Annotated in this window: 21 protein-coding genes; 14 read left to right on the forward strand and 7 right to left on the reverse strand. The window is 58.0% G+C overall.

The features are described from left to right. Window positions 1-23: 23 nt before the first annotated feature. The 5 genes from ELY38_RS05885 (at window position 24) to recQ (ending at window position 6,487) form a co-directional block, all read left to right on the forward strand. Window positions 24-1,187 (forward strand): ABC transporter ATP-binding protein, encoded by a 1,164-nt coding sequence (locus tag ELY38_RS05885; RefSeq protein ID WP_281274319.1) that lies wholly within the window; start codon window positions 24-26, stop codon window positions 1,185-1,187. Between the two features lie 17 nt (window positions 1,188-1,204). Next, complete coding sequence (locus ELY38_RS05890; protein ID WP_127060578.1) at window positions 1,205-2,485, forward strand: ABC transporter substrate-binding protein; 1,281 nt, start codon at window positions 1,205-1,207, stop codon at window positions 2,483-2,485. 61 nt (window positions 2,486-2,546) lie between these two features. Then, on the forward strand, window positions 2,547-3,431 hold the full coding sequence (locus ELY38_RS05895) for a carbohydrate ABC transporter permease (RefSeq protein ID WP_127060579.1): 885 nt from the start codon (window positions 2,547-2,549) through the stop codon (window positions 3,429-3,431). After that, on the forward strand, window positions 3,428-4,288 hold the full coding sequence (locus tag ELY38_RS05900; protein ID WP_127060580.1) for a carbohydrate ABC transporter permease: 861 nt from the start codon (window positions 3,428-3,430) through the stop codon (window positions 4,286-4,288). Before ELY38_RS05895 ends, ELY38_RS05900 begins: the two co-directional genes overlap by 4 nt. Window positions 4,289-4,348: 60 nt before the next feature. Next, window positions 4,349-6,487 (forward strand): DNA helicase RecQ, encoded by a 2,139-nt coding sequence (gene recQ, locus ELY38_RS05905; protein WP_127060581.1) that lies wholly within the window; start codon window positions 4,349-4,351, stop codon window positions 6,485-6,487. Window positions 6,488-6,519: 32 nt separating this feature from the next. Here the strand turns inward: recQ and ELY38_RS05910 are convergent, their stop codons facing one another. The 4 genes from ELY38_RS05910 to mtnA all read right to left on the reverse strand — a co-directional run bounded on the left by ELY38_RS05910 (window position 6,520) and on the right by mtnA (window position 10,689). Next, entirely contained in the window at window positions 6,520-7,995 is a 1,476-nt protein-coding gene (locus ELY38_RS05910) for a PhnE/PtxC family ABC transporter permease (RefSeq protein ID WP_127060582.1), read from the reverse strand. Next, the gene (locus ELY38_RS05915; protein WP_127060583.1) at window positions 7,995-8,648 is read right to left on the reverse strand and encodes a phosphonate ABC transporter ATP-binding protein; all 654 of its coding nucleotides are present in this window, start codon (window positions 8,646-8,648) and stop codon (window positions 7,995-7,997) included. The genes ELY38_RS05910 and ELY38_RS05915 overlap by 1 nt, the downstream gene beginning before the upstream one ends. A gap of 2 nt (window positions 8,649-8,650) precedes the next feature. After that, on the reverse strand, window positions 8,651-9,517 hold the full coding sequence (locus tag ELY38_RS05920; protein ID WP_127060584.1) for a putative selenate ABC transporter substrate-binding protein: 867 nt from the start codon (window positions 9,515-9,517) through the stop codon (window positions 8,651-8,653). Between the two features lie 155 nt (window positions 9,518-9,672). Continuing rightward, window positions 9,673-10,689, reverse strand: a complete 1,017-nt coding sequence (mtnA, locus tag ELY38_RS05925) for an S-methyl-5-thioribose-1-phosphate isomerase (RefSeq protein WP_127060585.1) — start codon at window positions 10,687-10,689, stop codon at window positions 9,673-9,675. A gap of 126 nt (window positions 10,690-10,815) precedes the next feature. On the opposite strand from mtnA, the gene mtnB reads away from it, so the two are divergent. The 3 genes from mtnB to ELY38_RS05940 are packed head-to-tail and all read left to right on the forward strand — an operon-like array spanning window position 10,816 to window position 12,686. Then, window positions 10,816-11,403 carry a methylthioribulose 1-phosphate dehydratase gene (mtnB, locus tag ELY38_RS05930; protein ID WP_127060586.1) on the forward strand — a complete coding sequence of 196 codons (588 nt, stop codon included), beginning with the start codon at window positions 10,816-10,818 and terminating at the stop codon, window positions 11,401-11,403. Further along, window positions 11,400-12,104, forward strand: coding sequence for an acireductone synthase (gene mtnC, locus ELY38_RS05935; RefSeq protein WP_127060587.1), 705 nt, complete (start codon window positions 11,400-11,402; stop codon window positions 12,102-12,104). Before mtnB ends, mtnC begins: the two co-directional genes overlap by 4 nt. 33 nt (window positions 12,105-12,137) lie before the next feature. Continuing rightward, a complete protein-coding gene (locus tag ELY38_RS05940; protein WP_127060588.1) occupies window positions 12,138-12,686 on the forward strand; it encodes a 1,2-dihydroxy-3-keto-5-methylthiopentene dioxygenase in 549 nt (182 codons plus the stop codon). Window positions 12,687-12,985: 299 nt separating this feature from the next. On the opposite strand, the gene ELY38_RS05945 is transcribed toward ELY38_RS05940, so the two are convergent. Beyond that, a complete protein-coding gene (locus ELY38_RS05945) occupies window positions 12,986-13,273 on the reverse strand; it encodes a hypothetical protein (protein WP_127060589.1) in 288 nt (95 codons plus the stop codon). Window positions 13,274-13,343: 70 nt separating this feature from the next. Next, window positions 13,344-14,621, reverse strand: a complete 1,278-nt coding sequence (gene mtnK, locus ELY38_RS05950) for an S-methyl-5-thioribose kinase (protein ID WP_185858918.1) — start codon at window positions 14,619-14,621, stop codon at window positions 13,344-13,346. Window positions 14,622-14,816: 195 nt separating this feature from the next. On the opposite strand from mtnK, the gene ELY38_RS05955 reads away from it, so the two are divergent. Next, window positions 14,817-15,101 (forward strand): YrhK family protein, encoded by a 285-nt coding sequence (locus tag ELY38_RS05955; RefSeq protein WP_127060590.1) that lies wholly within the window; start codon window positions 14,817-14,819, stop codon window positions 15,099-15,101. 7 nt (window positions 15,102-15,108) lie between these two features. On the opposite strand, the gene ELY38_RS05960 is transcribed toward ELY38_RS05955, so the two are convergent. Further along, window positions 15,109-15,864, reverse strand: coding sequence for a DeoR/GlpR family DNA-binding transcription regulator (locus tag ELY38_RS05960; RefSeq protein ID WP_127060591.1), 756 nt, complete (start codon window positions 15,862-15,864; stop codon window positions 15,109-15,111). A gap of 146 nt (window positions 15,865-16,010) precedes the next feature. Between ELY38_RS05960 and ELY38_RS05965 the strand changes: the two genes are divergently transcribed. From ELY38_RS05965 to ELY38_RS05985, 5 genes are read left to right on the forward strand one after another with little or no spacing between them, the layout of a single operon-like run. Further along, window positions 16,011-17,003: an ABC transporter substrate-binding protein gene (locus ELY38_RS05965; protein ID WP_127060592.1), complete on the forward strand. Its 993-nt coding sequence runs from the start codon at window positions 16,011-16,013 to the stop codon at window positions 17,001-17,003. Window positions 17,004-17,005: 2 nt separating this feature from the next. Beyond that, entirely contained in the window at window positions 17,006-18,706 is a 1,701-nt protein-coding gene (locus ELY38_RS05970; protein WP_127060593.1) for an ABC transporter permease, read from the forward strand. Then, entirely contained in the window at window positions 18,694-19,740 is a 1,047-nt protein-coding gene (locus ELY38_RS05975; RefSeq protein WP_127060594.1) for an ABC transporter ATP-binding protein, read from the forward strand. Before ELY38_RS05970 ends, ELY38_RS05975 begins: the two co-directional genes overlap by 13 nt. After that, a complete protein-coding gene (locus tag ELY38_RS05980) occupies window positions 19,737-20,840 on the forward strand; it encodes an MBL fold metallo-hydrolase (protein WP_127060595.1) in 1,104 nt (367 codons plus the stop codon). Before ELY38_RS05975 ends, ELY38_RS05980 begins: the two co-directional genes overlap by 4 nt. Next, window positions 20,837-21,286 (forward strand): phosphatase domain-containing protein, encoded by a 450-nt coding sequence (locus ELY38_RS05985; RefSeq protein WP_127060596.1) that lies wholly within the window; start codon window positions 20,837-20,839, stop codon window positions 21,284-21,286. Before ELY38_RS05980 ends, ELY38_RS05985 begins: the two co-directional genes overlap by 4 nt. Window positions 21,287-21,291: the final 5 nt, after the last annotated feature.

Raw genomic sequence — 21,291 nt, forward strand, 5'->3', positions numbered from 1 at the left:
TCACCGCAAGCTGGCCAGCAGTAATTAACAGCTGGTGGAATAGATATGAGCCTGTGTGTATGAGCCAATCGCGTATCCGCCTGGAGCGCGTGACGAAACGCTGGAGCACGACAACCGCTGTCGATGCCATTTCCTTTGATGTGACGCCAGGCCAGTTTGTCATTCTGCTGGGTCCGTCGGGCTGTGGAAAATCCACCACGCTGCGCATGATTGCGGGCTTGGAAGAGGCAAGCGACGGGAAGATCGATATCGGTGAGCGCGATGTTACGCGCCTGCCACCAGGCGACCGCGGCTTAAGCATGGTGTTTCAATCCTATGCGCTGTTCCCGCACTTAAGCGTTGCCGACAACATCGTGTTCGGCCTGCGCAGCCGCAAAGTGCCTAAAGCTGAACAGCGTGAGCGGCTGGCCAAAGTGGCTGAGCTTGTCGACCTTACCGCTTACCTGAACCGTAAACCTGCCCAGCTTTCCGGTGGCCAACGCCAGCGAGTGGCGCTTGCGCGCGCAATAATTTCTGAGCATCCGATCTGTTTGATGGATGAGCCGCTCTCCAACCTGGATGCGCGCCTGCGCAGTGATATGCGTCGGGAAATCAAGGCACTACAAAGCCGTCTGAAAATGACGGTGATTTACGTAACCCACGATCAGGTCGAGGCCATGAGCATGGGGGATCGTGTGATTCTGATGCAGCATGGCCGCATCGTTCAAGACGGTACGCCTGACGAGCTTTATAACCGGCCTGCCAGCGCCTTTGCCGCTAGCTTTATAGGGAGTCCTGCCATGAATTTGTTGCCACTTGTAAAAGGCGATCAGGGTGCTGTTATTGACGGCGAACCCACCACCACGGTAGCGCCGCTGGAAGCCGCTGGCGGGCAATTAGGCATTCGCCCAGAAGATATTGAGCTACGCCCGGCATCAGAGCCTGGCGTTCCGGCCACCGTACTTAGCGAGGAGTATTTGGGCGCCGATACAATCGCTCACGTCACCGTAGGCACCCATACCCTGCGGGTTCGGCTAAGCGGAAAGCATGCGCTAACCGGCCAAGCGTGCCGCCTGCATTGGGCGGCGGAAAGTGCCCACCTGTTTGATACCGATGGGCTGCGACGTCATGACCTGACGCCGACCCTACTGCCGTCTGCACACCGCTCAATCCCCCGTCCACCTGTGGTGGGCTCTTTCCAACATTAATGTTCGTGGAGTCTTTTATGCGTTTGCGTATCCCTTTTGCTACCACAGCCCTGGTGGCCGGACTGTTAAGCGCCGCCCAGGCAAGCGCTGATACCATTGATTTAACCATGTACTACCCCGTATCAGTTGGCGGTGCACTGACCGACGTGATCGATAACCTCGTGAATGAGTTTGAGAGCGAGCATCCCGAGATCTCGGTAGAAGCCATCTACGCTGGCAACTACGACGACACCCGCGTGCGGACAATGTCGGCGATTGAGTCAGGCGACACGCCGCAGCTATCGGTCATGTTCTCCATCGATCTTTACGAACTGATCGAGCAGGACGCCATTGTGGCGTTCGATGATCTGGTCGAAACCGATGAGGAGCGCGACTGGCTCAATAGCTTCTACCCCGGCCTGATGGAAAACGGCCAGTTGGATGGCAAAACCTACGGTATTCCTTTCCAGCGCTCCACCATTGTGCTGTTCTGGAATAAAGAGGCGTTTGAAGCGGCTGGTTTAGATCCTGAAACCCCGCCGGAAAACTGGCAAGAGATGGCCGACATGGCGGCGACGATTCGCGAAGCCTCCAACGGTGAGCAATGGGGCGTGATGGTGCCGTCTACCGGCTACCCCTACTGGATGTTCCAGGCGTTCGCATTCCAGAACGGCCACCGTTTGATGAGCGAAGACGGCACCGAAGTCTATTTTGATGACCCCGCCGCAGTTGAAGCCCTTGAATACTGGGTATCACTGGCAACCGAACATAACGCTATGCCGGATGGCACCATCGAGTGGGGCACGCTGCGGCAGAACTTTATTGAGCAGTCCACCGCCATGATGTGGCACACCACCGGCAACCTGACCGCCGTGCGCAATGAGGCCGGTTTTGATTTTGGCGTCGCCATGCTGCCCATGAATACCCAGCGCGGCAGCCCCACAGGCGGCGGTAACTTCTACGTCTTTAAAGATGCTTCTGAAGAAGAGCAGCGCGCTGCGATGACGTTTATCCGCTGGATGACCGCACCTGAGCGCGCCGCCGACTGGTCGATTGAAACGGGCTACATGGGCGTAAGCCCCGCCGCTTACGAGACCGATGCGCTGCGCGAATACGTGGAGAGCTTTCCGCCCGCCGCCGTTGCCCGCGACCAGCTGGAACACGGTACTGCCGAGCTTTCCACTTACCAGGGTGGCCGCATTCGTCGCACGCTGGATAACGCCGTTCAGGCAGCCTTGACTGGTCAGATGGAACCAGAAGCCGCACTTAGCCAAGCCCAGCGGGAAGCGGACGCCATACTGCGTCGTTACGCACGTTAAGCCCTTCCTTATCCATTCGCCGGGGCTCGCCCCGGCTTTTCTTCACTTGCGGTAGTTATCCATGGCATTAACCGCCCACCACAAAATGCAGATGTATGGCGCGCTGCTGTTACTGCCAGCCGCCGTGCTGTTAGCCGCTTTTGCGTATCTGCCCACTATTACTACCGTGATTAACAGTTTGTTTCTGCCCGGATTTCGCGGCGCACCGCCGGAATTCGTCGGGCTTGAGAATTATCGTTTTCTGTTCGATGACGCCAAGTTCTGGAAAGTAGCGCGCAATAACCTGATTTACGCGCTGGGCACGATCCCTACCTCCATCGCCTTGGCGCTGGGCATGGCACTGTTCGTTAACGGCAAACTGCCGGGGCGCGGCCTTGTGCGTATGGCCTACTTCACACCGACTATTTTGCCTATGATTGCCGCGGCCAATATCTGGATGTTTTTCTACGCCCCGCAAATTGGCCTATTTAACAAGCTGCTCGGGGCGCTGGGGTTTTCTGGGGTGAATTGGTTGGGCGACCCAAGTGTCGCTCTGGGCTCGGTGATCGTGATGTCAGTCTGGAAAGAAGCCGGCTTCTTCATGATTTTCTATCTCGCGGCACTTCAAGGCATACCGCCCGAGCTAAAAGAAGCCTCCGACCTTGAAGGTACCAGCCGCTGGAGTTTCTTCTGGCGAGTGACCTTTCCGCTCTTGATGCCGACCACACTGTTTGTGCTGATCAATGCGTTAATCAATGCAGTACGCGTGGTCGACCATCTGTTTATTCTGACCAAAGGCGGGCCCAATAACGCGACCAATTTGCTGCTGTATTACGTCTACGAAAATGCCTTCTCGTTTTTTGACCGCACCACGGCGGCCACTATTACGGTGGTGATTCTGCTGGTACTTGCGGTGGTTGCCACGCTGAAGTTCACGATTCTAGACCGCAGGACGCATTATCAATGAGTTCAACCACAACACACTCAAGCTTCAGGAACTCTACGTCTCGATCTCGCCGGCTATCCATCCCGTCGCTTGAAACCGTGGCGGCGTGGCTATTGGCAGTGATTTGGATTTTTCCATTACTGTACGCTTTTTGGGCCGCCTTTCACCCCAGCGAATTTATGGTGCGTTTTGAGCTGTTTGCCCCACTGACGTTGGATAACTTCGTTAACGCTTGGTCACAGGCGCCGTTTGGCCGCTACTACCTCAACACCTTTGCTTTGGTGACAGGTGTGGTACTTGCTCAGTTTGTGGTGTGTACGCTGGCGGCATTTGCCTTTGCACGGTTTCCCATTCCAGGTAAAAACTTGCTGTTTATGCTGGTGCTCATTCAGTTATTTGTATTCCCCGAAGTGCTGATCGTGGAGAACTACCGTATCGCCAGCGAGCTAGGGTTAATCAACACCATCACCGGTATTGGCCTGCCTTATGTCGCCAGCGCCTTTGGCATTTTTCTATTACGTCAGACGTTTAAGACCATTCCCCGCGAGCTTGAAGATGCCGCGCGTATCGAGGGCTGCAGCTGGCTGGAAATTCTCTGGAAGGTCTACGTGCCTCTGGCCAAGCCTACCTACCTGGCCTATGGGCTGGTTTCAATCAGCCACCATTGGAACAACTTTTTGTGGCCGTTGGTGGTGACCAACTCAGTATCAAGCCGCCCGTTAACCGTTGGCCTAGGCGTATTTTCCGCCCCTGAAACGGGGGTTAACTGGGCAACGGTCAGCGCGGCCACGCTGCTCAGCATCGCGCCGCTGTTGATTGCTTTTCTACTCTTTCAGCGCCAGTTTGTGCAGTCGTTTTTAAGAGCAGGCATTCGCTAGGCAAACGCGTAAGAGGCTTTTTCGTGCGACAATCCCCCCTCGGCAAAAAGGAGAGTGAGGATGCACGGCGAATCCAACCCGGCGGCCCTCAAGGTGCTGCAGGAAGTCTTTGGCTTTGAGCACTTTCGCGGTCCGCAGCAGGCGATTATTGATCATGTCATTGCCGGGGGCGATGCGCTGGTACTGATGCCCACTGGCGGCGGCAAATCGCTGTGCTACCAGATCCCCGCGCTGTTACGCGAAGGCACCGCCATCGTGGTATCGCCCTTGATCGCGCTAATGCAGGATCAGGTGGCGGCACTCGTTCAAAATGGCGTACGCGCCGCCTATCTCAACTCCAGCCTCGACTATCATGAAGCGGTCGAGGTGGAGAATCGCCTGCGCTCAGGCGAGCTGGACCTTTTGTATGTGGCCCCCGAGCGGCTCGCCACGCCGCGTATGCAGGCGCTTCTGGAGCAGGCCCGGATAGCACTGTTCGCCATTGACGAGGCCCACTGTGTTTCCCAGTGGGGACATGACTTTCGCCCCGAGTACCGCCAGCTCTCCCAGCTTCACCAACGCTTTCCCCAGGTGCCGCGCATCGCACTCACTGCCACCGCCGATGTGCCCACTCGGGGCGATATCATCGAGCACCTGCAACTGGGTGAGGCAGCGCTTTACAATAGCGGCTTTGATCGTCCCAACATCCGCTACCATATCGCTGAAAATCAGGGCAACGCCCGCGAGCAGCTGCTGCGCTTTATCCGCGAAAATCACAACGGCGAAGCCGGAATCGTCTACTGCCTATCCCGACGCAAGGTGGACGACACCGCCGCCTGGCTTGAGCGCCAGGGGCTAACCGCTCTGCCTTATCATGCAGGGCTTCCCCCCGAACAGCGCCAGCATCACCAGACTCGTTTTCTACGTGAAGATGGCGTAATCGTGGTGGCCACCATCGCCTTTGGTATGGGCATCGACAAGCCGGACGTGCGCTTTGTCGCGCATCTCAACCTGCCCAAGAGCATTGAAGCCTACTATCAGGAAACCGGCCGCGCCGGGCGCGACGGCCTGCCCGCAGATGCATGGATGGCTTACGGCCTGCAGGATGTCATCACGCTGCGCCAGATGCAGCAGGACTCCAGCGCTCATGATCATCAAAAGCGCATTGAGCAGCAAAAGCTCGACGCCATGCTGGGGCTTTGCGAGATCATCAGTTGCCGCCGTCAGGTGCTTTTGCACTACTTCGGCGACCACCTGGATGCGCCCTGCGGTAACTGCGACAACTGCCTGACCCCGCCCGAGACCTGGGACGCCACGGTGGCGGCGCAAAAGGCGCTTTCGTGTGTCTATCGCACCGAGCAGCGTTTCGGCGTCACCTATCTGGTGGATGTGTTGCTGGGTAAAAGCAACGAGCGCATCACCCGCTTTGGCCACGACAAGATCAGCACCTTTGGCATCGGCAAGGATCTCTCGGCCAGCGAATGGAAAGCGCTCTTTCGCCAATTGATTGCGAGCGGTCTTCTAAGTGTGGACATGGAAGGTCATGGCGGGATTCGCTTAACGGCAAACGCTAAGCCAGTGCTGCGTGGTGAGGAATCGCTGACCCTACGTAAGCCGAGCAAGGTTAAGGCCGCCCGGCGCAGCAGCAAGGGCGGCTCGGGCGCTCAAGGCCACGGCGCCCTTTGGGAAGCGCTGCGCCAGCACCGCAAGGCACTGGCCGACGCTCAGGGCGTACCTGCCTACGTCATCTTCAACGACGCCACGCTTGCCGAGCTGAGCGAGCAACGCCCGCAAAGTCTGGCGGCACTAGGCGGCATCACCGGCATTGGTGCCCGCAAGCTTGAGGATTATGGAGAGGGATTTCTGGCGGTCATCATGGCGCATAAAGACGCGCCCTCAAGCGCCCCCGTGGGCGATAGTGCTCTGGAGTCCGCCGCCCTCTTGCGCCAAGGGCTAGCGCCTGAGGAAATCGCCCAAGCGCGGGGGCTTGCCCCCAACACCGTTTACCGCCACCTGGCCGATGTGATCGAAAGCGGCGCGCTGGCGCTCGATCAGGTGATCCAGCTCGATGAAAACACGCTTAACCAAATTCGCGCGGCGTTCGAGCAGCACGCAGGCCTGGGTATGAAAGCGGTGTTCGATGCGCTGGATGGACGTTTCGATTACAACGTGCTGGCTTGCGTGCGGGCCTGGCTGGCAGCTAGACCCAAGAGTTCATAGCCTTCATGTGGCTCCTTGAAAGCAGGCCCGGCTCAGCACTGCTGGCGATTGACGCCGTGACGAAGGCGCAGATAGCCGCGTAGCCGCCGGGCGAGTACATCGACGCCGATATTGATCAGCGCGGTGATCAATATCAGTACCATCGCCCGGTCGAAACGAATCTCCTGGATGGCGCTGTCGACATAGAAGCCGAGCGTAGCGATGCCCAGAATGCCCAGGATCGCCGTCTCCCGCATGATGATTTCCCAACGGTAGAACACAAGCGCCAGGAAGGGGCCGTAAAGCCTTGGGAGCATTTCAAAGGCGTAGCGGTCGATGCCATGCGGCGCATCCTGGCGAAGCTGTATTTCGTTGCTGCGCCGACCCACCAGGTGCGCGATGATGCCACCGTTATGTAGCGCCAACGCCACCACCGCCGGCAGCATCGATGGCCCCCAGAGCTGAAGCAGAATGAATGCCAGCATGTACTCTGGCGTCGAGCGCATGATGACCAGCACTACGTGCCCCGCCGCCCCGCTTGCGCGATGGGTAAAATGGCGCGAAATCACCGGAAAGAGCGCAAGCGCAAGCACCCCGGTGGCCACCAGAGCAACCTGTGTCAGCAGCAGCGTATTTAATATGCCGGGCAGCGCCTGATTCATGAACAGCTGGGCGAACCACTCCCAGAGCGCGGACAGCCCCTCGCCCCTTTTGAGCGGCGAGGGCACGATATCCTCGGTGAAAAACCGCGTGACGTTCGACCACGTGATGGGAAGCCCAGTGCCTAGCAGAAACGGCGCGACCAGCAGGTAAACTGGCAAAAGTCTTGGGCGTACCCACCAGCGCAGCGTGCCGATCAACAGGTAGAACAGCAGCAAAAGCGCACCCACCGTCGAATAGTGGCCTTGGGCGAAGGCAGCCATGAGGTGATAGCCGATGGTCGGCATGCCCACAAAGCCCAACACCGCACTCGAGCGCAGACCGCACTCCAGCCGGTAGGCCGTGTAACTCACCAGGTGCGGCCAGGCCTGGCTGAGGCGCGCGTAGACGAGCTTTGAGAGCCGCCCGGCGCGCCGGGGAAGCACATCAAGGGGGAGCGGGTCGGTCTCATCGAGTATTTCGGCGTACACCTTGGCGAAAATACCCGCGTAGGGAATGGCGATGGCCAGCAACCCGGTCACCGGGTGCAGACCAAAGCTCTGCAGAAAGATCAGCGCCCAGAAAAGTTCGTGGATGGCGCGAATGAAGGCGCTGAAGGTGCGTACCCACCAGCGGTGAAAACATAGCGCCAGTAGCATTCCCCCCCCCGCGCCCAGGCCCACGCCGACAAACGCGAAGGCAACGGTGCGCAGGAGCGCCTCGCCCAACGAATCGATACCGCTGAAATCCGGCTGGACCAGACCCAGCAGCAGTTGGCCGACAGAGCGCCACGGGTCGTGCGCGCTGATCTCGAAATCGCCAAGCGCAAAGCATACCAGCGCCAGCAGAATAAAGCCCAGCGTGACGCGGGTGGTGGCACGCAGCGCCATCAGTAGAGGTCCTGAAGGGTGGCGCTGGAGAGCGCCTCGCTCGGGGCATCGAGCACGATCGCGCCGTCCTTGAGACCGACGATGCGCGTACAGAACGCAAGTGCAAGCTCCAGGTCGTGCATCGCCAGCACCGCCTGCGGGTAGCCCTCGGTCAGCATGGCCATTACGTGACTTGCTTGAGGGCCGTCGAGGGCCGAGACCGGCTCGTCGGCCAGCAGCAGATCGCCCTGCTGGTAGAGTACCCGGGCTGCGGCCACACGCTGGCGCTGGCCACCGGAAAGCTCGCCGCAGGGCGTCCAGCGCTTCTCACCGATGCCCACCTCGTCAAGCAGCGCTTTGATCTCATCGATATCGCGGCGCCACGGTTTTGCCAAGGTGGCAAGGTTGCGCCACCACCGGTGGCGGTCGAGCCGCCCCATGTAGACGTTGTGAAACACCGAGAGCGTATCGACGAGCCCCAGCGCCTGGGGCATCAACGCCACATTTTGCGCCTGCCAGCGGTCGAACATCAGCGAGAGCAGCGTCGACTTTCCCGCCCCACTCTTGCCGATGAGCGCGACACGCTCACCGGCGGCAATACGCATCGACAGCGGCCCGAGCACCCGCGTGGCGCCGTAGTGCGCCTCGGCGTCCTTGAGAGCGAAATCGCTCACCGCTAGAGCAGATCCAGCGATACGGCGACGTCGTGTATGGGCTGAAAATCTTCATTGGAGGCCGGAATGAAGCCCGAGCGCGGGAAGCTCGCCAGAAGGTCCGGGTCATCCATGTCGATCAGCGCCTGCTTAAGCCGCTCGGTGAAGCCCTCGCCGAAGCGCTCGTCCACGTCGCCGCGCACGGTCCAGTGGTAGTCCGGGTAGGTGGGCGATTCCCACACGACCTGCACCCGTTCGGGGTCGACGTTGCCCTGCTCGACCTCGTTTTCCCAGGCGGTGTAGCTCAACACCCCCGCCTGGTAGGCGCCGGACTGCACCAGCGACACCGTGCGGCTATGGTTGCCGCTGTAGCCCACGCGCTTGAAAAGCTCGTTCGGCGAGGCGCCCAGGTCGCGAGTCAGAAAGTACTCCGGCATCAGCCGCCCGGAGGTGGAACTTTGCGAACCGAAGGTAAAGGTGAGCCCTTTTAGCGCCTCGGGGGAGGTATCGGACTCGACCGGCTCGATACCGGTGGCCTGGTTGGCGATAAAGTAGCTCTTGTACTCCGGGTCCTCGACCCCCTGGGCGATCGCCTGAGAGCCGGGCACCAGCTCGCGCGCCTGAACGCCGGTAAAGCCGCCGAACCAGGCCAACTGAACTTGGTTGTTGCGAAACGCGGTAACGGAGGCGGCGTAGGACGTCACGGGGATGAAACGTACATCCACATCGAGCTCATCGGCGAGGTAGCCGGCCACCGACTGAAAACGCTGCTGAAGGCGGGTTTCGTCCTCGTCGGGAATGGCGGTAAATACGAGCGTATCGGCGGCGGCAAGCGGAGAGACAAGCGCAAACAGAACGGCCGCACGGGCCAGAAGCGGTTGGCGGAGCATAAGAACACCCTTTGGCGATGATGGGAAAATTGGCGCGAGGCGCCAAAGCAAACCTCGCCAAAGCATAGCAGCTCCTTACCTATATAGATGGGCGAACGCGACAATGCTGCGCGCGGCCTTGCCCAGCATGCAGGCCTAGTATTTCAGGCAAGCCGTTACCGGCAGTGCTCGCCCCGGGCGATGGCGGCTTTGTCGAACACGCCGGTATCCAGCACCCAGCCGGTCACTAAGGACGCCGGCGTAACATCAAAAGAGGGGTTCCAAACCGGCGCGTTTTCCGGTGCCCAAACGATATCGCCAAAGGCGCCGGTGGCGCCTCGTATCTCAGCAGCGTCGCGCTGCTCGATCGGAATGTCATCGCCCGTGGCGCAGGCCGGGTCTACCGTGGTGTACGGCGCTACCACATAAAACGGCACCTGGTGGTAGTTGGCGACGACAGCAAGCATATAGGTGCCCACTTTATTGGCAAAGTCGCCGTTGGCGCAGATGCGGTCGGCGCCGACCATCACTTTATCCACTTTGCCTGCTGCCATCAGGCTTGCGGCCATGCTGTCCGCAATCAGCTGGTAAGGAATATCCAGATCGGCCATTTCCCAGGCGGTTAACCGGCCGCCCTGAAGCAGCGGGCGGGTTTCGTTCACGTACACGTGCAGTGTTAGCCCGCGCTTTTTGGCAACCGCCAGCGCGCCAATTGCCGTGCCGACACCGGCCGTCGCCAGAGCGCCGGTATTGCAGTGAGTGAGCACTCGCTCACCCTCTGCCAACAAGTCCGCGCCATACTTAGCCATCCGCAAACACAGCTCGCGGTCCTCTTCAAACAGCGCGGTGGCGCGCTCAGAAAGCGCAGCCGGCCCCTGGGAAAAGCAAGCCTCCATGGCATCCAGGCAGTACATCAAATTAACCGCCGTGGGGCGTGTAGCGCGTAAGCGATCGCTTACCCGTTGCCACTCGTTCTCCCGCCCAGGGTGTTGCGCGGCATACTGCGCCAACACGAAGGCAGCGCTTAAACCAATTAGCGGCGCGCCGCGAATCGCCAGGCTTTTCACCGCTGTCTGCCACTCATCAGGCGAGCTACAGCGCACCCATGTTTCGGTTTGCGGCAAGCGCGTCTGATCCAGATACTCAAGCGAGTCGGCATATACCCGCAAACTGCGTGACTGAAGATGAGGCATCAGGGCTCCTTGAGTACTTAGGGAAAGAACGGATGAGAAAGAAAGGATACGGCGCGCGACTTATCAGCCGCGGAGCATATCATATAGAATGAATACCTTTAAAAGCGACGCGATGCTGACCCTACGATGACCTCACAAGACGAACTGCTAGCGGCCATTTCGTGGGCGGCCCAGCAAGGCTGGACACCCGCCACGGGAGGCAACTTTTCTGCCCGCATGCCACAAGGTTATCTGGTAACCGCCTCGGGCCGCGATAAAACCCGCATTCAGGCCGATGACTTGCTGCTTTGCGACCTTGAAGGCCAAGTGCTTGAAGGCAATGGTAAACCCAGCGCTGAGAGCGATCTTCACGCGGCGCTCTACCGCCTGGACCCGACGATTGGCTGTATATTACACACTCACACCGTGGCCAGTACCGTTCTGTCGCGCCGCTTTCCTGAAGGCATCAAGCTAAACGGCTTCGAGATGCAAAAAGCGCTGCAGGGCAATCACACCCACGACGCCACGGTCCACCTGCCGGTTGTACCCAATTCTCAAGATATGAATGAGCTGGCGGATCATGTGCGTACAGGCTGGCCAATGCCGTGGGGCTTTCTTGTGGCTGGACACGGCATCTATGCCGTCGGCGAAACCATTGCCGCCTGCCGCCGTCATCTGGAAGCCATTGAGTTTTTACTTGCCTGTGTACTTGAAGAGAGTCGGTGGTCTAAATGATAAATAATCCAGGTCTTGATAACACAAACATTCGCGCCGTGGTAACCGATATCGAAGGCACCACCACGGATATCAACTTTGTGCATAAGGTGCTGTTTCCCTATGCTCACGACCAGCTTCCCGAATTTGTCTACACTCACTCAGCGCAACCCGATATAGAAGAGCAGATAGCCGCGGTGCGCGATGAGCTAAAGGAACCGGATGCCTCGCTGGATAAAGTGATCGAAACGCTGCTTCATTGGATCGAGACCGATCAGAAGGTCACGCCGCTTAAAGCGCTTCAGGGCATGATGTGGGCCGATGGCTATCAGCGCGGCGCCTTCAAGGGACATTTGTATAAAGATGTCGCCCCACGCCTTCGCCAGTGGGCAGAGGCCGGAAAACAGCTTTACGTCTACTCGTCAGGCTCCATGCAAGCGCAAAAAATGCTGTTTGGCTACAGCACAGAGGGCGATCTAACACCGCTGTTCAGCGGCTATTTCGATACCCATATCGGTCACAAGCGCGAAGCCGAGGCGTATCAGCACATTGTCAGCAAGCTACAGCTCCCCGCCGACGAAATCCTGTTTCTATCCGATGTCGTGGAAGAGCTGGATGCCGCCAAACAGGCGGGCATGCAGACGCTGCAACTGGTGCGTGAAGGTACCCAGGCTGGCACCGAGCACGCTTGCGTGACAAGCTTCGCTGAGATCGATCTTTAACTGTTCAAGCGTTAACTAGTGGAGAGCGCCTTAATGTCACAACTCAAAGTATTTGCCGATCAAGACCCAAACAACGCGCTAATCGATACCACCGATGGCGAGCAGATCAAAGCCGAGCTAAACCGTGTTGGCGTGCTGTTTGAGCGCTGGGCAACACCGGGCGAAATTGCCGATGACGCCACCCAGGACGACATACTGGCGCTCTACCAAGAGGATATCGAGCGGCTAAAGGCCCAGGGTGGTTACCAGACGGTCGATGTGCTGCATATGGTGCCCACGCATCCTGAAAAAGACGCCATGCGCCAGAAATTCCTGAATGAGCACCGCCATCATGAAGACGAAGTACGCTTTTTTGTGAAGGGTCAGGGACTTTTCTGCCTGCATATCGAGGACAAGGTGTACCAAGTACTATGCACCCGCAATGACCTGATCAGCGTACCCGCCAATACGCCGCACTGGTTCGATATGGGACCTAATCCGGAATTCACCGCGCTGCGCTTTTTCGATAACGTGGAAGGCTGGGTACCCCACTGGACCGAGAGCGATATCGCTGGCAGGTTTGATCGTATTGATCAGCTGTAAATATCGGCAATGACTTTAAGGACGCGGGTTCAATTCCCGCGCTCTTTTATTTCTTTCATTTAAACAAATTGGGTGTAGCTTTCCCTGTAAATTTAAGCCAGGATCTTATAGAAACTTAAACCAGATTTTAGCTTTCTCCCTATACAAAAATATCAATATAGCCTTTTATTCACCTCACTGAGCAAACGATCTAAGTCATTTTGAGATTTCTTCAACTCTGTCATAAGATGAAAATTAACGTTCTTACTTTTTATGTTTTTCATAATCAAAATTGGATTAAACTGAGACCAAGCTTCTGGCTAAAAATCTTTTTTAGTTTTTTCTAACGATACTTCCATTTCTTTTATTATAGTCTTTAAATTATCAACCTCATCATTTCCTAATAAACTCTCACCCGTTAGCTCGTAATATTCATTAGCTTTCGTCTGAAAATTATAAAAAGCTCTCTTAAAGCTCTTAAAATCTTTTTCACATGAGTAAACTTGATTCAGAAAACCATCATAAAATGATAAGAAGGAGAAAAAATACCCAACTAAAAGCGATAATATAGCTACTACTAAGGCAATACATGATATTAAAATAGCCATATTAAAACTCCGAAAACCAATAAATAAAGACGCGGGCTTAATTCCCGCGTCACTTTCAAAGCACACCGCTTTATAGAACATCCTGGCGGTTATAGGCCTGGGCTAGATCGATCAGTGCCGATATATCGCAGGCTGCCTCAGGATTCAGAATCAAGGCTTGGCCCATCAGCACGTTGCGGGCTTCAAGCCTGGCGCGTAGCGCAGTGTCTTCGATCTCTTCAAAATCGGCGTTGTGGGCAAGTGAAAGCACCCGGCGGTGCATCTCGATGCCGCAATAAGCCAGCGCATCCAGGCGAATCTCGCCCAGCAGCGCATCACAAGCGTCGTCCGCACTGTTGCCCTGCTCTTCAAACAACGCTCTGGGAAACAGAATGCCAGTGCGCTCGGTTTGCCATAAATGACGGAACTCAGCATCAAAGCTTGTGAAGCACGCCTCAATCACCTCGAGAATCCACGCCTGGTAAGCGGCCAGATCATCTTCTTGACGGTGGGCGGGCTGGCTGAAATACGCCATCAGGAAGTTGGCAACCGCCATCCCCAGGTCAAACGCCATCGGCCCGTACTGGGAAAATTCAGGGTCGATCACGCGCACGTCGGTATCGGTCGCCATGATCGAGCCCGAATGTAAGTCACCGTGGAGCATGGTTTCGGTATTGGCGGTGAACTTCATCAATAGCCGCTGCACCTTGGCTTTTAATGGCGCATTACGGCGCAGCTCATCCACCACCGGCGAAAGCTCCGGCGTATGGTGGTTCATCTCGGCGCCGTAATAGGGGTCAGTGAACACCAGCGATTCGGTAATGGCGGGAATCGCCACGTTGCCGGAAAACAGCCCCACATCCTGCTTTTTCTCAGGGCTTGCCAAGGAAAGCTCCGAGCCGCGAAACGCCGTGCGCGCGCAGAACTGACCGATGGTTTCCCCAAGCTGAGCCACCCGCTCGCCCTTGATCAGCTTGCGTCGTAAAATCGTGTGCGGGTAGAGATACTCCATCACGATCAGGGCCTGGGGCTTATCAAAGTAAAATACTTCAGGCGCAATGCCTGGGGCGCGCTTGGCCTGGCGCACAAGCGCATAGTACTCAAAGTGCGCGCGATAAAGCGGCAGTGGCCAGCTTTCGCCCACCATACGTACGTAGGGCAGTGCCTGCTTGACCACCACGCTGCCCGTGGCGCCTGTCACAATAAACACTAGGTTCAAGTTACCGTCGCCCACCTCGCGAATTTCCCAGCTCGCGGGGTCACCACCTACACGGCTGGCCACTTCGTGTACATCTCCCAGGCGCGCTGCCAAGGTATCGACTGTTAGCGCTGCATAACGCAAGGCCGCTTCTGGTTGACCGTTTTCCACAGCGTGCTCCTCAAGCAGAATTTTTGCGTATTTGTCATCACCAGAGAGCCAATGTCAAATAGATGTTCGAGCATGCGGATTGCCGTTAACCAGCAGATTTTCCGCTTCTCGGTCCTGTCTCGCTTTAGTAGTGCACGCTGCGGTAACGCCACTACACTGTGTGGAAACCGCCAACGTTATTGAAAGGAGGAAGCAATGCAGCGCCAGCAGGACCCTCAAACGCACGACTGGACCTTTACTATCGGGCATCAGGAACTTGTGATTCACCGGCGCTATGAAGCGTTCAGTATGCTCAACGACTTCCTGCTGGGCATCTGGTTTACCTTCGGCAGCATTTGCTTCTTTTTTGAGGGCACCGTAAAAACGGTGGGCGTGTGTCTTTTCGTCGTTGGCAGCCTTCAGCTGTTGATTCGCCCAGCGATTCGCTTGCACCGCTATATTTACTTTAAACAGCTTCCAGATACCGACCAGGACGCTTAGTGTCCTTTTATCCCAGAAACCTGACGCCTCTGGCGGCGAGCGGGCTGCGTAATCGGTCGGGTAAAGGAGCATCGGTCACAACTGCGTCGTAGTCGGCCAGTTGTCCGGCGGCGCAGCGCAGCGGTAAATCGAACTTGGTTTTATCCAGCACCAGGACGCGATAGGCCGCATTGGCCAAGAGCGCTTCGCGGGCCATAACCTCATCGTCGTTGTAATCAAAAAGGCTGCCCTGGGCGTCCATTCCGCCTACCGAGACAATGCCTACATCTACCCGGTAGCGTTGAAAAAAGCGCCACGCGTCACCGCCAATCACGTCCTGATCGCGGCGGCGTACCCGGCCGCCCGCGACCACCAGCTCACATTCCAGGGCGGATAGCTTGATAAGTGCGTGAAGGTTATTGGTCATGATATGCAGCCCCTTTTTATCGTGCAGCGCGTCGGCCAGCTGTTCAACGGTAGTGCCGGTACCTAAAAACAGAGACTGATGGTGCTGAATCAACGAGGCGGCCTGGCGCGCAATATGCCGTTTTCCAGCTTCATTGACGATCTGGCGCTGGTCATAGCCGATATTTTCACGGTCAGGAAACGGCAATACCTCGCCATGGCGACGTAGCACCATCCCCTTTTCGGCAAGAAAGCGGATATCACCTCGCAGCGTTTGTACTGATACACCAAACTGGCTGGCCAGTGCCTCTAGGGAGTGGCGTCCCTCCTGGCGCACCCGCTCAAGCAGTGCCTGGCGACGCTCGTTTAAGCCTTTCATCGTGCTCTCATTCCCCCTCATTTTTTGCTAACGAAAGCCTTGTTGAAGTTTTCGAAAGCTCGACCCCATCAAACGAAAGCGTACTGTCACGATGTTGTAAGGTGATGACAGTAGTGTGAGCAGGGTTAACTCACTGGAGATTTCTGATGTTCAAGCGCTCACTCTGCACCGCTATCGCTCTTACCAGCACGATTGCAAGCCTGGCTATTTCAGCAAATGCCATTGCCGACGATAAGCTCGTGCTCTATACCAGCCAGCCCAACAGCGACGCCCAGCAAACGGTCGATGCTTTCCAGGCGGCTTATCCGGATATCGAGGTGGAGTGGGTACGCGACGGCACCACGCGGTTGATGACCCGCCTGCGCTCCGAGCTTGCCGCCGGGGTCAGTAACCCCGATGTGCTGCTGATTGCCGACAGCATGACCATGGAGTCGCTAAAGCAGGAAGGCCAGCTTCAGGCTTACCTGAGCCCTGAACGCGATGCCTTTGATGCCGAGCTTTTCGACCCGGAAGGTTACTACTACGGCACCAAGCTGATCACCACCGGGATCGTCTATAACACCGGCGCGGAAGAACAGCCGCAAAGCTGGCAGGATCTGCTCAAGCCTGAGTACGAAGGACTGGTCACGATGCCCAGCCCGCTCTACTCGGGTGCAGCGCTGATTCACATGGCGGCGATTAGCGAGAACCCCGCCCTGGGTGAGAGCTATTACGATGCCCTGCATGACAACCGCACCGAAGCCCAGGGTGGTAACGGTGGTGTATTCAACGCAGTGGCGGCTGGCACCAAGCCTTACGGAATCGTAGTGGACTTCCTGCCCATCCGCGAAGCGGCCAAAGGCTCGCCGGTTGAGTTTGTTTTCCCTGAAGAGGGCGTAAGCGCGGTCACCGAGCCCGTCGCTATTATGGCAGGCGCCAAAAACGTCGATGCGGCTCAGAAGTTTGTCGATTTTGTGCTCTCGGAAGAGGGCCAGCAGCTTGTCAGCGAGCAGGGTTATCTACCTGCCCACCCCGATGTTACACCGCCGGAAGGCTTCCCCGCCCGTGACACTATTGAGCTGATGCCCGTCGATATCGCCCAGGCGCTTGAGCAGGAAGAAGCCCTGAAGCAACGTTTCAGCGATCTGTTCGGCGGCTGATTATGTCACCGAGTCTTACCCAAGGCAGCCAGCACCGCTGGCTGCTTACCCTTCTGACGCTTACCGTCGTCCTGCTGAGCCTGGCACCTAGCCTGCGCCTTCTGGTCGAAGCGTTAAGCGATCTGACGCAAGGGGGCAACGCGCCGCTATGGCGTGTGCTCCAATCAGCGAGTACCTGGCGGGCCCTGTCGCACAGTCTCTACACCTCGGGGTTGGGCATGTTGATTGCCCTTACGCTAGGCAGCCTGTTTGCGTTTGTCATCACCCTGACCGACATTCGCGGCAAGGCGTGGCTGGTGTTCTGCTTTATGTTGCCGATGATGATTCCGCCCCAGGTCACGGCGCTTAGCTGGCTACAGCTATTTGGCCCGGCAAGCCCGTTACTCAAAAGCATCGGTATGGCACCGCCGCTGGGCAGCCCGCAGCCGCTCTACTCGGCGGAAGGCATCGCGCTACTGTTAGGTATTCAAAGTGCCCCGCTGGTATTTCTGGCCCTGCGCACCTCGCTACTTTCACTACCCCGCGAACTTGTCGAAGCCGCCCGCATCAGTGGCGCCCGGCAAAACCAGGTATGGCGGCATATCGTACTGCCCGTGACGAGAAGTGGCCTGGTAGCAGGTAGCGCCATGGCGTTTATCTCAAGTCTGGGTAACTTTGGCATTCCGGCCATGCTGGGCATTCCTGCGGGCTATTACGTTCTACCCACGCTGATCTACCAGCGCATGGCCAGTTTTGGCACCGGCGTCCTCGCTGAGATGGCCGCGCTTTCACTATTGATCGGCGTGCTGGCGCTGGCGGGTGTGGCGCTTCAGCAACACTGGATGGGCCGCAGCCGTTTCGGGCTGGTGGGGCATAGCGGGCGCGCCCATGATTTCTCACTCGGCCGCTTTCGCGCGCTGGTCACGGTGCTGCTGGTAAGCGTGTTACTGGTCATTCTTGTCGCGCCGCTGGTGGCACTGGTAGTCAGCTCGCTGGTGCCGGCCATGGGCGTACCGCTTAATGCCGATACCGCCACTCTAAATGCCTACCATGAAGTGATTGGCCGCCAGGGCGCTACGTGGCGCGCCATGCGCAATAGCTTTTGGCTCGCCGGTGGCGCAGCCGTGGTGCTCATGCTGTGCAGTCTGCCGCTGGCGTACCGCCTCCAGCGGCTTCCAGCGCGCCTGCAAAATCTGACGCTGAGTATTATCGAGCTACCTTACGCCCTGCCTGGCGTGGTACTCGCAATTGCCTGCATTCTACTGTTCGTGCGGCCATTGCCCATTATCAACGTCGCACTGTACGGCACGCTGGGGCTGATCTTCGTGGCCTATCTGGCGCGTTTTCTGGTGGTGTGCCTAAAGCCGGTCAGCGCAAGCCTCGCCCAGTTAGACCCTTCCCTTGAAGAAGCCGCCCAGCTCGCCGGTGCCGGCCCGTGGCGCCGCCTTACCACTATCGTCATGCCGCTGATTGCACCCGCGCTGTTTGCTGGCGGGCTTTTGGTGTTTCTGCTGGCTGTCAACGAGCTGACCGTCTCGGCGCTTTTATGGAGTGCGGGCAACGAAACCCTGGGCGTACTGATTTTCAACCTCGATGAAGGTGGCGAAAGCGTGCTGGCCTCAGCGGTGTCCGTGCTGGTCGTGCTGATGGTCGCTTCACTCATGCTCTCGCTTAGCCTTTTGGCCCCGCGTTTACCCAAAGGAGTCGTGCCATGGCAGGGCTAACCCTTAAGCAAGTTACCAAGCAGTTTGGCGAACACAAGGCCGTGGATGGGCTTTCATTAACGGTTGAACCGGGTGAGTTCGTCGCCCTGCTCGGCCCCAGCGGCTGCGGAAAAACCACCATGCTACGTATGCTGGCCGGGTTCGAGCAGGTCAGTGCCGGGGAGATCCACCTGGGCGATACGCTTTTGGCAAGCGCGCAGCACCACGTACTCCCCGAGCAGCGCAACATGGCCATGGTGTTCCAATCCTACGCGTTGTGGCCGCATATGAGCGTCGCGGATAACGTCGGCTACCCACTCAAACTGCGCGGCATGCGCGGGGCAGAATATCAACGCCGTGTTGAGCAAGCGCTTGCCCTGGTGGCGCTTGAACCCTACGCCCAGCGAACGCCTCAGGATTTAAGCGGCGGCCAGCGCCAGCGCGTGGCGCTCGCCCGCTGTCTGGTCACCAACCCATCAGTGGTGCTTCTGGATGAGCCCTTGGCGAACCTGGATCGCCACCTGCGCGCCTCCATGGAGCATAGCTTTGCAGATTTTCACCGCCGCACCGGCGCGACCATGGTGTACGTCACGCACGATCAAAGCGAAGCCATGGCGCTGGCCGACCGTATCGCGGTGATGCAGGCGGGCAAACTGGTGCAGTGGGCCACGCCCGAAACGCTCTACCGCGAACCGCGTACGTCCTGGGTGGCAAGCTTTATCGGCCAAGGCAGCCAACTGATGATAAGCAACGGCGCACCGGGCAGGCGTCTTGGCGGCCATGAGCTGATGCAGGGGCTGACGTCTCCCGCCTCCCAGCGAAACCAGCCAGTACTGGTGCGCCCTGAACACATTCAGGTGCATCCCGAGGCGCCGAGCCAGCAGGATTTAACCGCCCGTGTTGAGCGCCAAACCTTTCGTGGCGAGCGTTACGAGCTTCACCTGCGCATGAGGGACGGCGAAACGCTGCTCACCTATCATTCCCATGCACTGAAAGAGGGCCAGCAGGTGGCGCTAACGCTCTTGGAAGGCTGGTGTCTGGAGCCTGACCAATGAGCGCCAGCATCAACATTTTAAGCGGCCTGGGCGATAAAGGCCCGGCGGCCATTGTGGTGGAGGCCAACGGCAAGCGTCTGCTGCTTGACGCTGGCGGCGCACTGCACCCAGGCGAGCCTACCACCTGGGCACGCGGGCTTGATATCGATGCGGTAATTATCAGCCATGATCATATCGATCATATTGGCGGCGTCAGCGAGCTGCCCGCTACGCTGCCGCTTTACTGCACACCCCTGGTCGCTCAGGCACTTCCCAAAGGGCGAGCCTGGCAGTCGCTGCCTGAACGCAGTACCTGTCAGGTTGCCGGCATTCCGGTGACTACCGGCCAGGCGGGCCATTCATTGGGCGGGGTATGGATTCACCTGGGTATTGAGGGCGGCATTTTCTACAGCGGCGACGCCTGCTTTGAGTCTCGGCTGTTTCCGTTTGATGCACCGCCACCGGCGCGTATTGCGCTGTTGGACGCTTCTTATGGCACCTACGATCAGCCCCAACAGGCATGCGTGGATGCCATTAGCGAACACTTGAACCGCCCGCTGGTTTTCCCGGTTCCTGAATCGGGCCGGGCGCTTGAGATGGCGCTCTGGCTAGCCGAAGAGGCGGACGCTCGTGGGCTTTCGCTCGCCATTGATCCGGTTATTCGAGCCAACCTGAAAACACTGTTGGCACTCCCCTCGACGCTGCGCCGCTCCCATGCGGATGACAACATTAAAACGCTTCTGACTCGCCCTGATGCCTCCCAGCCAACGCTCAAGCTGATCAGCGATCGTGACGATACCGCTGCCATGTGGCCCGGCTTCCACCTGCTGCATACCGGTTATCTGACGCCTTCGCGCTGCGCCGAACTTGCCGCTGGCGACATCCTCTGGCAGCGCTGGAATGTGCACCTGCGCGCCTCGCACTTGGTCGAGCTTGCCGATCAGATACAGGCCGAACGTGTCGTGCCGCTATTTACCCACTTATCCGAACCCGCACTCGGCGCATGGCGAACGTTACTGGGTGCCCGCCTCGCCACGGAAAAGACCCTGTTCTTAAATACTTACGCCTTGAATACTCACACTTTAGATGCCAACGCCTTGAATAACAGGAGCCCTGCATGACCCACGCTGTCATTGTCGATGTCGACGGTACCTTAGCTGAATTCCACCCCACGAAAGTACACGAATGGGTATTAGGCCCCGCAAAACAGTGGGACCCCTTCTTTGCGTATATGGCCGAAGCGCCGGTAATCGAACCGGTTGCCCGGCTGGTGAAATTATTGAAAGCCCAGGGCCAGCAGATCGTCATTTGCAGCGGCCGTCCGGATACCCACCGCGACCATACCCATGAGTGGTTGACGCGCAACGCCATACCGTTTGACGCCATGTACCTGCGCCCGGATGGCCATGATCATGTGGATGACGAAGCGGTCAAAGAAGCCCTGCTCAACACCATGCGTGAAGATGGTTTCGAGCCCTGGCTGGTGCTGGACGACCGCGATGCAGTGGTTGCCCAGTGGCGCGCTCTAGGCCTTACCTGCCTGCAATGCGCCCCGGGTGATTTTTAATCGAG

The sequence above is a fragment of the Vreelandella nanhaiensis genome (assembly GCF_003990185.1).
GTDB lineage: Bacteria > Pseudomonadota > Gammaproteobacteria > Pseudomonadales > Halomonadaceae > Vreelandella > Vreelandella nanhaiensis.

Coding starts and splice junctions, on each gene's coding strand:
- ELY38_RS05970 (WP_127060593.1), top strand. CDS start 17,006: ATGTCACCGAGTCTTACCCAAGGCAGCCAGCACCGCTGGCTGCTTACC.
- ELY38_RS05975 (WP_127060594.1), top strand. CDS start 18,694: ATGGCAGGGCTAACCCTTAAGCAAGTTACCAAGCAGTTTGGCGAACAC.
- ELY38_RS05945 (WP_127060589.1), bottom strand. CDS start 13,273: ATGGCTATTTTAATATCATGTATTGCCTTAGTAGTAGCTATATTATCG.
- ELY38_RS05965 (WP_127060592.1), top strand. CDS start 16,011: ATGTTCAAGCGCTCACTCTGCACCGCTATCGCTCTTACCAGCACGATT.
- ELY38_RS05910 (WP_127060582.1), bottom strand. CDS start 7,995: ATGGCGCTGCGTGCCACCACCCGCGTCACGCTGGGCTTTATTCTGCTG.
- mtnC (WP_127060587.1), top strand. CDS start 11,400: ATGATAAATAATCCAGGTCTTGATAACACAAACATTCGCGCCGTGGTA.
- ELY38_RS05900 (WP_127060580.1), top strand. CDS start 3,428: ATGAGTTCAACCACAACACACTCAAGCTTCAGGAACTCTACGTCTCGA.
- ELY38_RS05920 (WP_127060584.1), bottom strand. CDS start 9,517: ATGCTCCGCCAACCGCTTCTGGCCCGTGCGGCCGTTCTGTTTGCGCTT.
- ELY38_RS05985 (WP_127060596.1), top strand. CDS start 20,837: ATGACCCACGCTGTCATTGTCGATGTCGACGGTACCTTAGCTGAATTC.
- mtnA (WP_127060585.1), bottom strand. CDS start 10,689: ATGCCTCATCTTCAGTCACGCAGTTTGCGGGTATATGCCGACTCGCTT.
- ELY38_RS05960 (WP_127060591.1), bottom strand. CDS start 15,864: ATGAAAGGCTTAAACGAGCGTCGCCAGGCACTGCTTGAGCGGGTGCGC.
- recQ (WP_127060581.1), top strand. CDS start 4,349: ATGCACGGCGAATCCAACCCGGCGGCCCTCAAGGTGCTGCAGGAAGTC.
- ELY38_RS05895 (WP_127060579.1), top strand. CDS start 2,547: ATGGCATTAACCGCCCACCACAAAATGCAGATGTATGGCGCGCTGCTG.
- ELY38_RS05955 (WP_127060590.1), top strand. CDS start 14,817: ATGCAGCGCCAGCAGGACCCTCAAACGCACGACTGGACCTTTACTATC.
- ELY38_RS05890 (WP_127060578.1), top strand. CDS start 1,205: ATGCGTTTGCGTATCCCTTTTGCTACCACAGCCCTGGTGGCCGGACTG.
- mtnB (WP_127060586.1), top strand. CDS start 10,816: ATGACCTCACAAGACGAACTGCTAGCGGCCATTTCGTGGGCGGCCCAG.
- ELY38_RS05940 (WP_127060588.1), top strand. CDS start 12,138: ATGTCACAACTCAAAGTATTTGCCGATCAAGACCCAAACAACGCGCTA.
- ELY38_RS05980 (WP_127060595.1), top strand. CDS start 19,737: ATGAGCGCCAGCATCAACATTTTAAGCGGCCTGGGCGATAAAGGCCCG.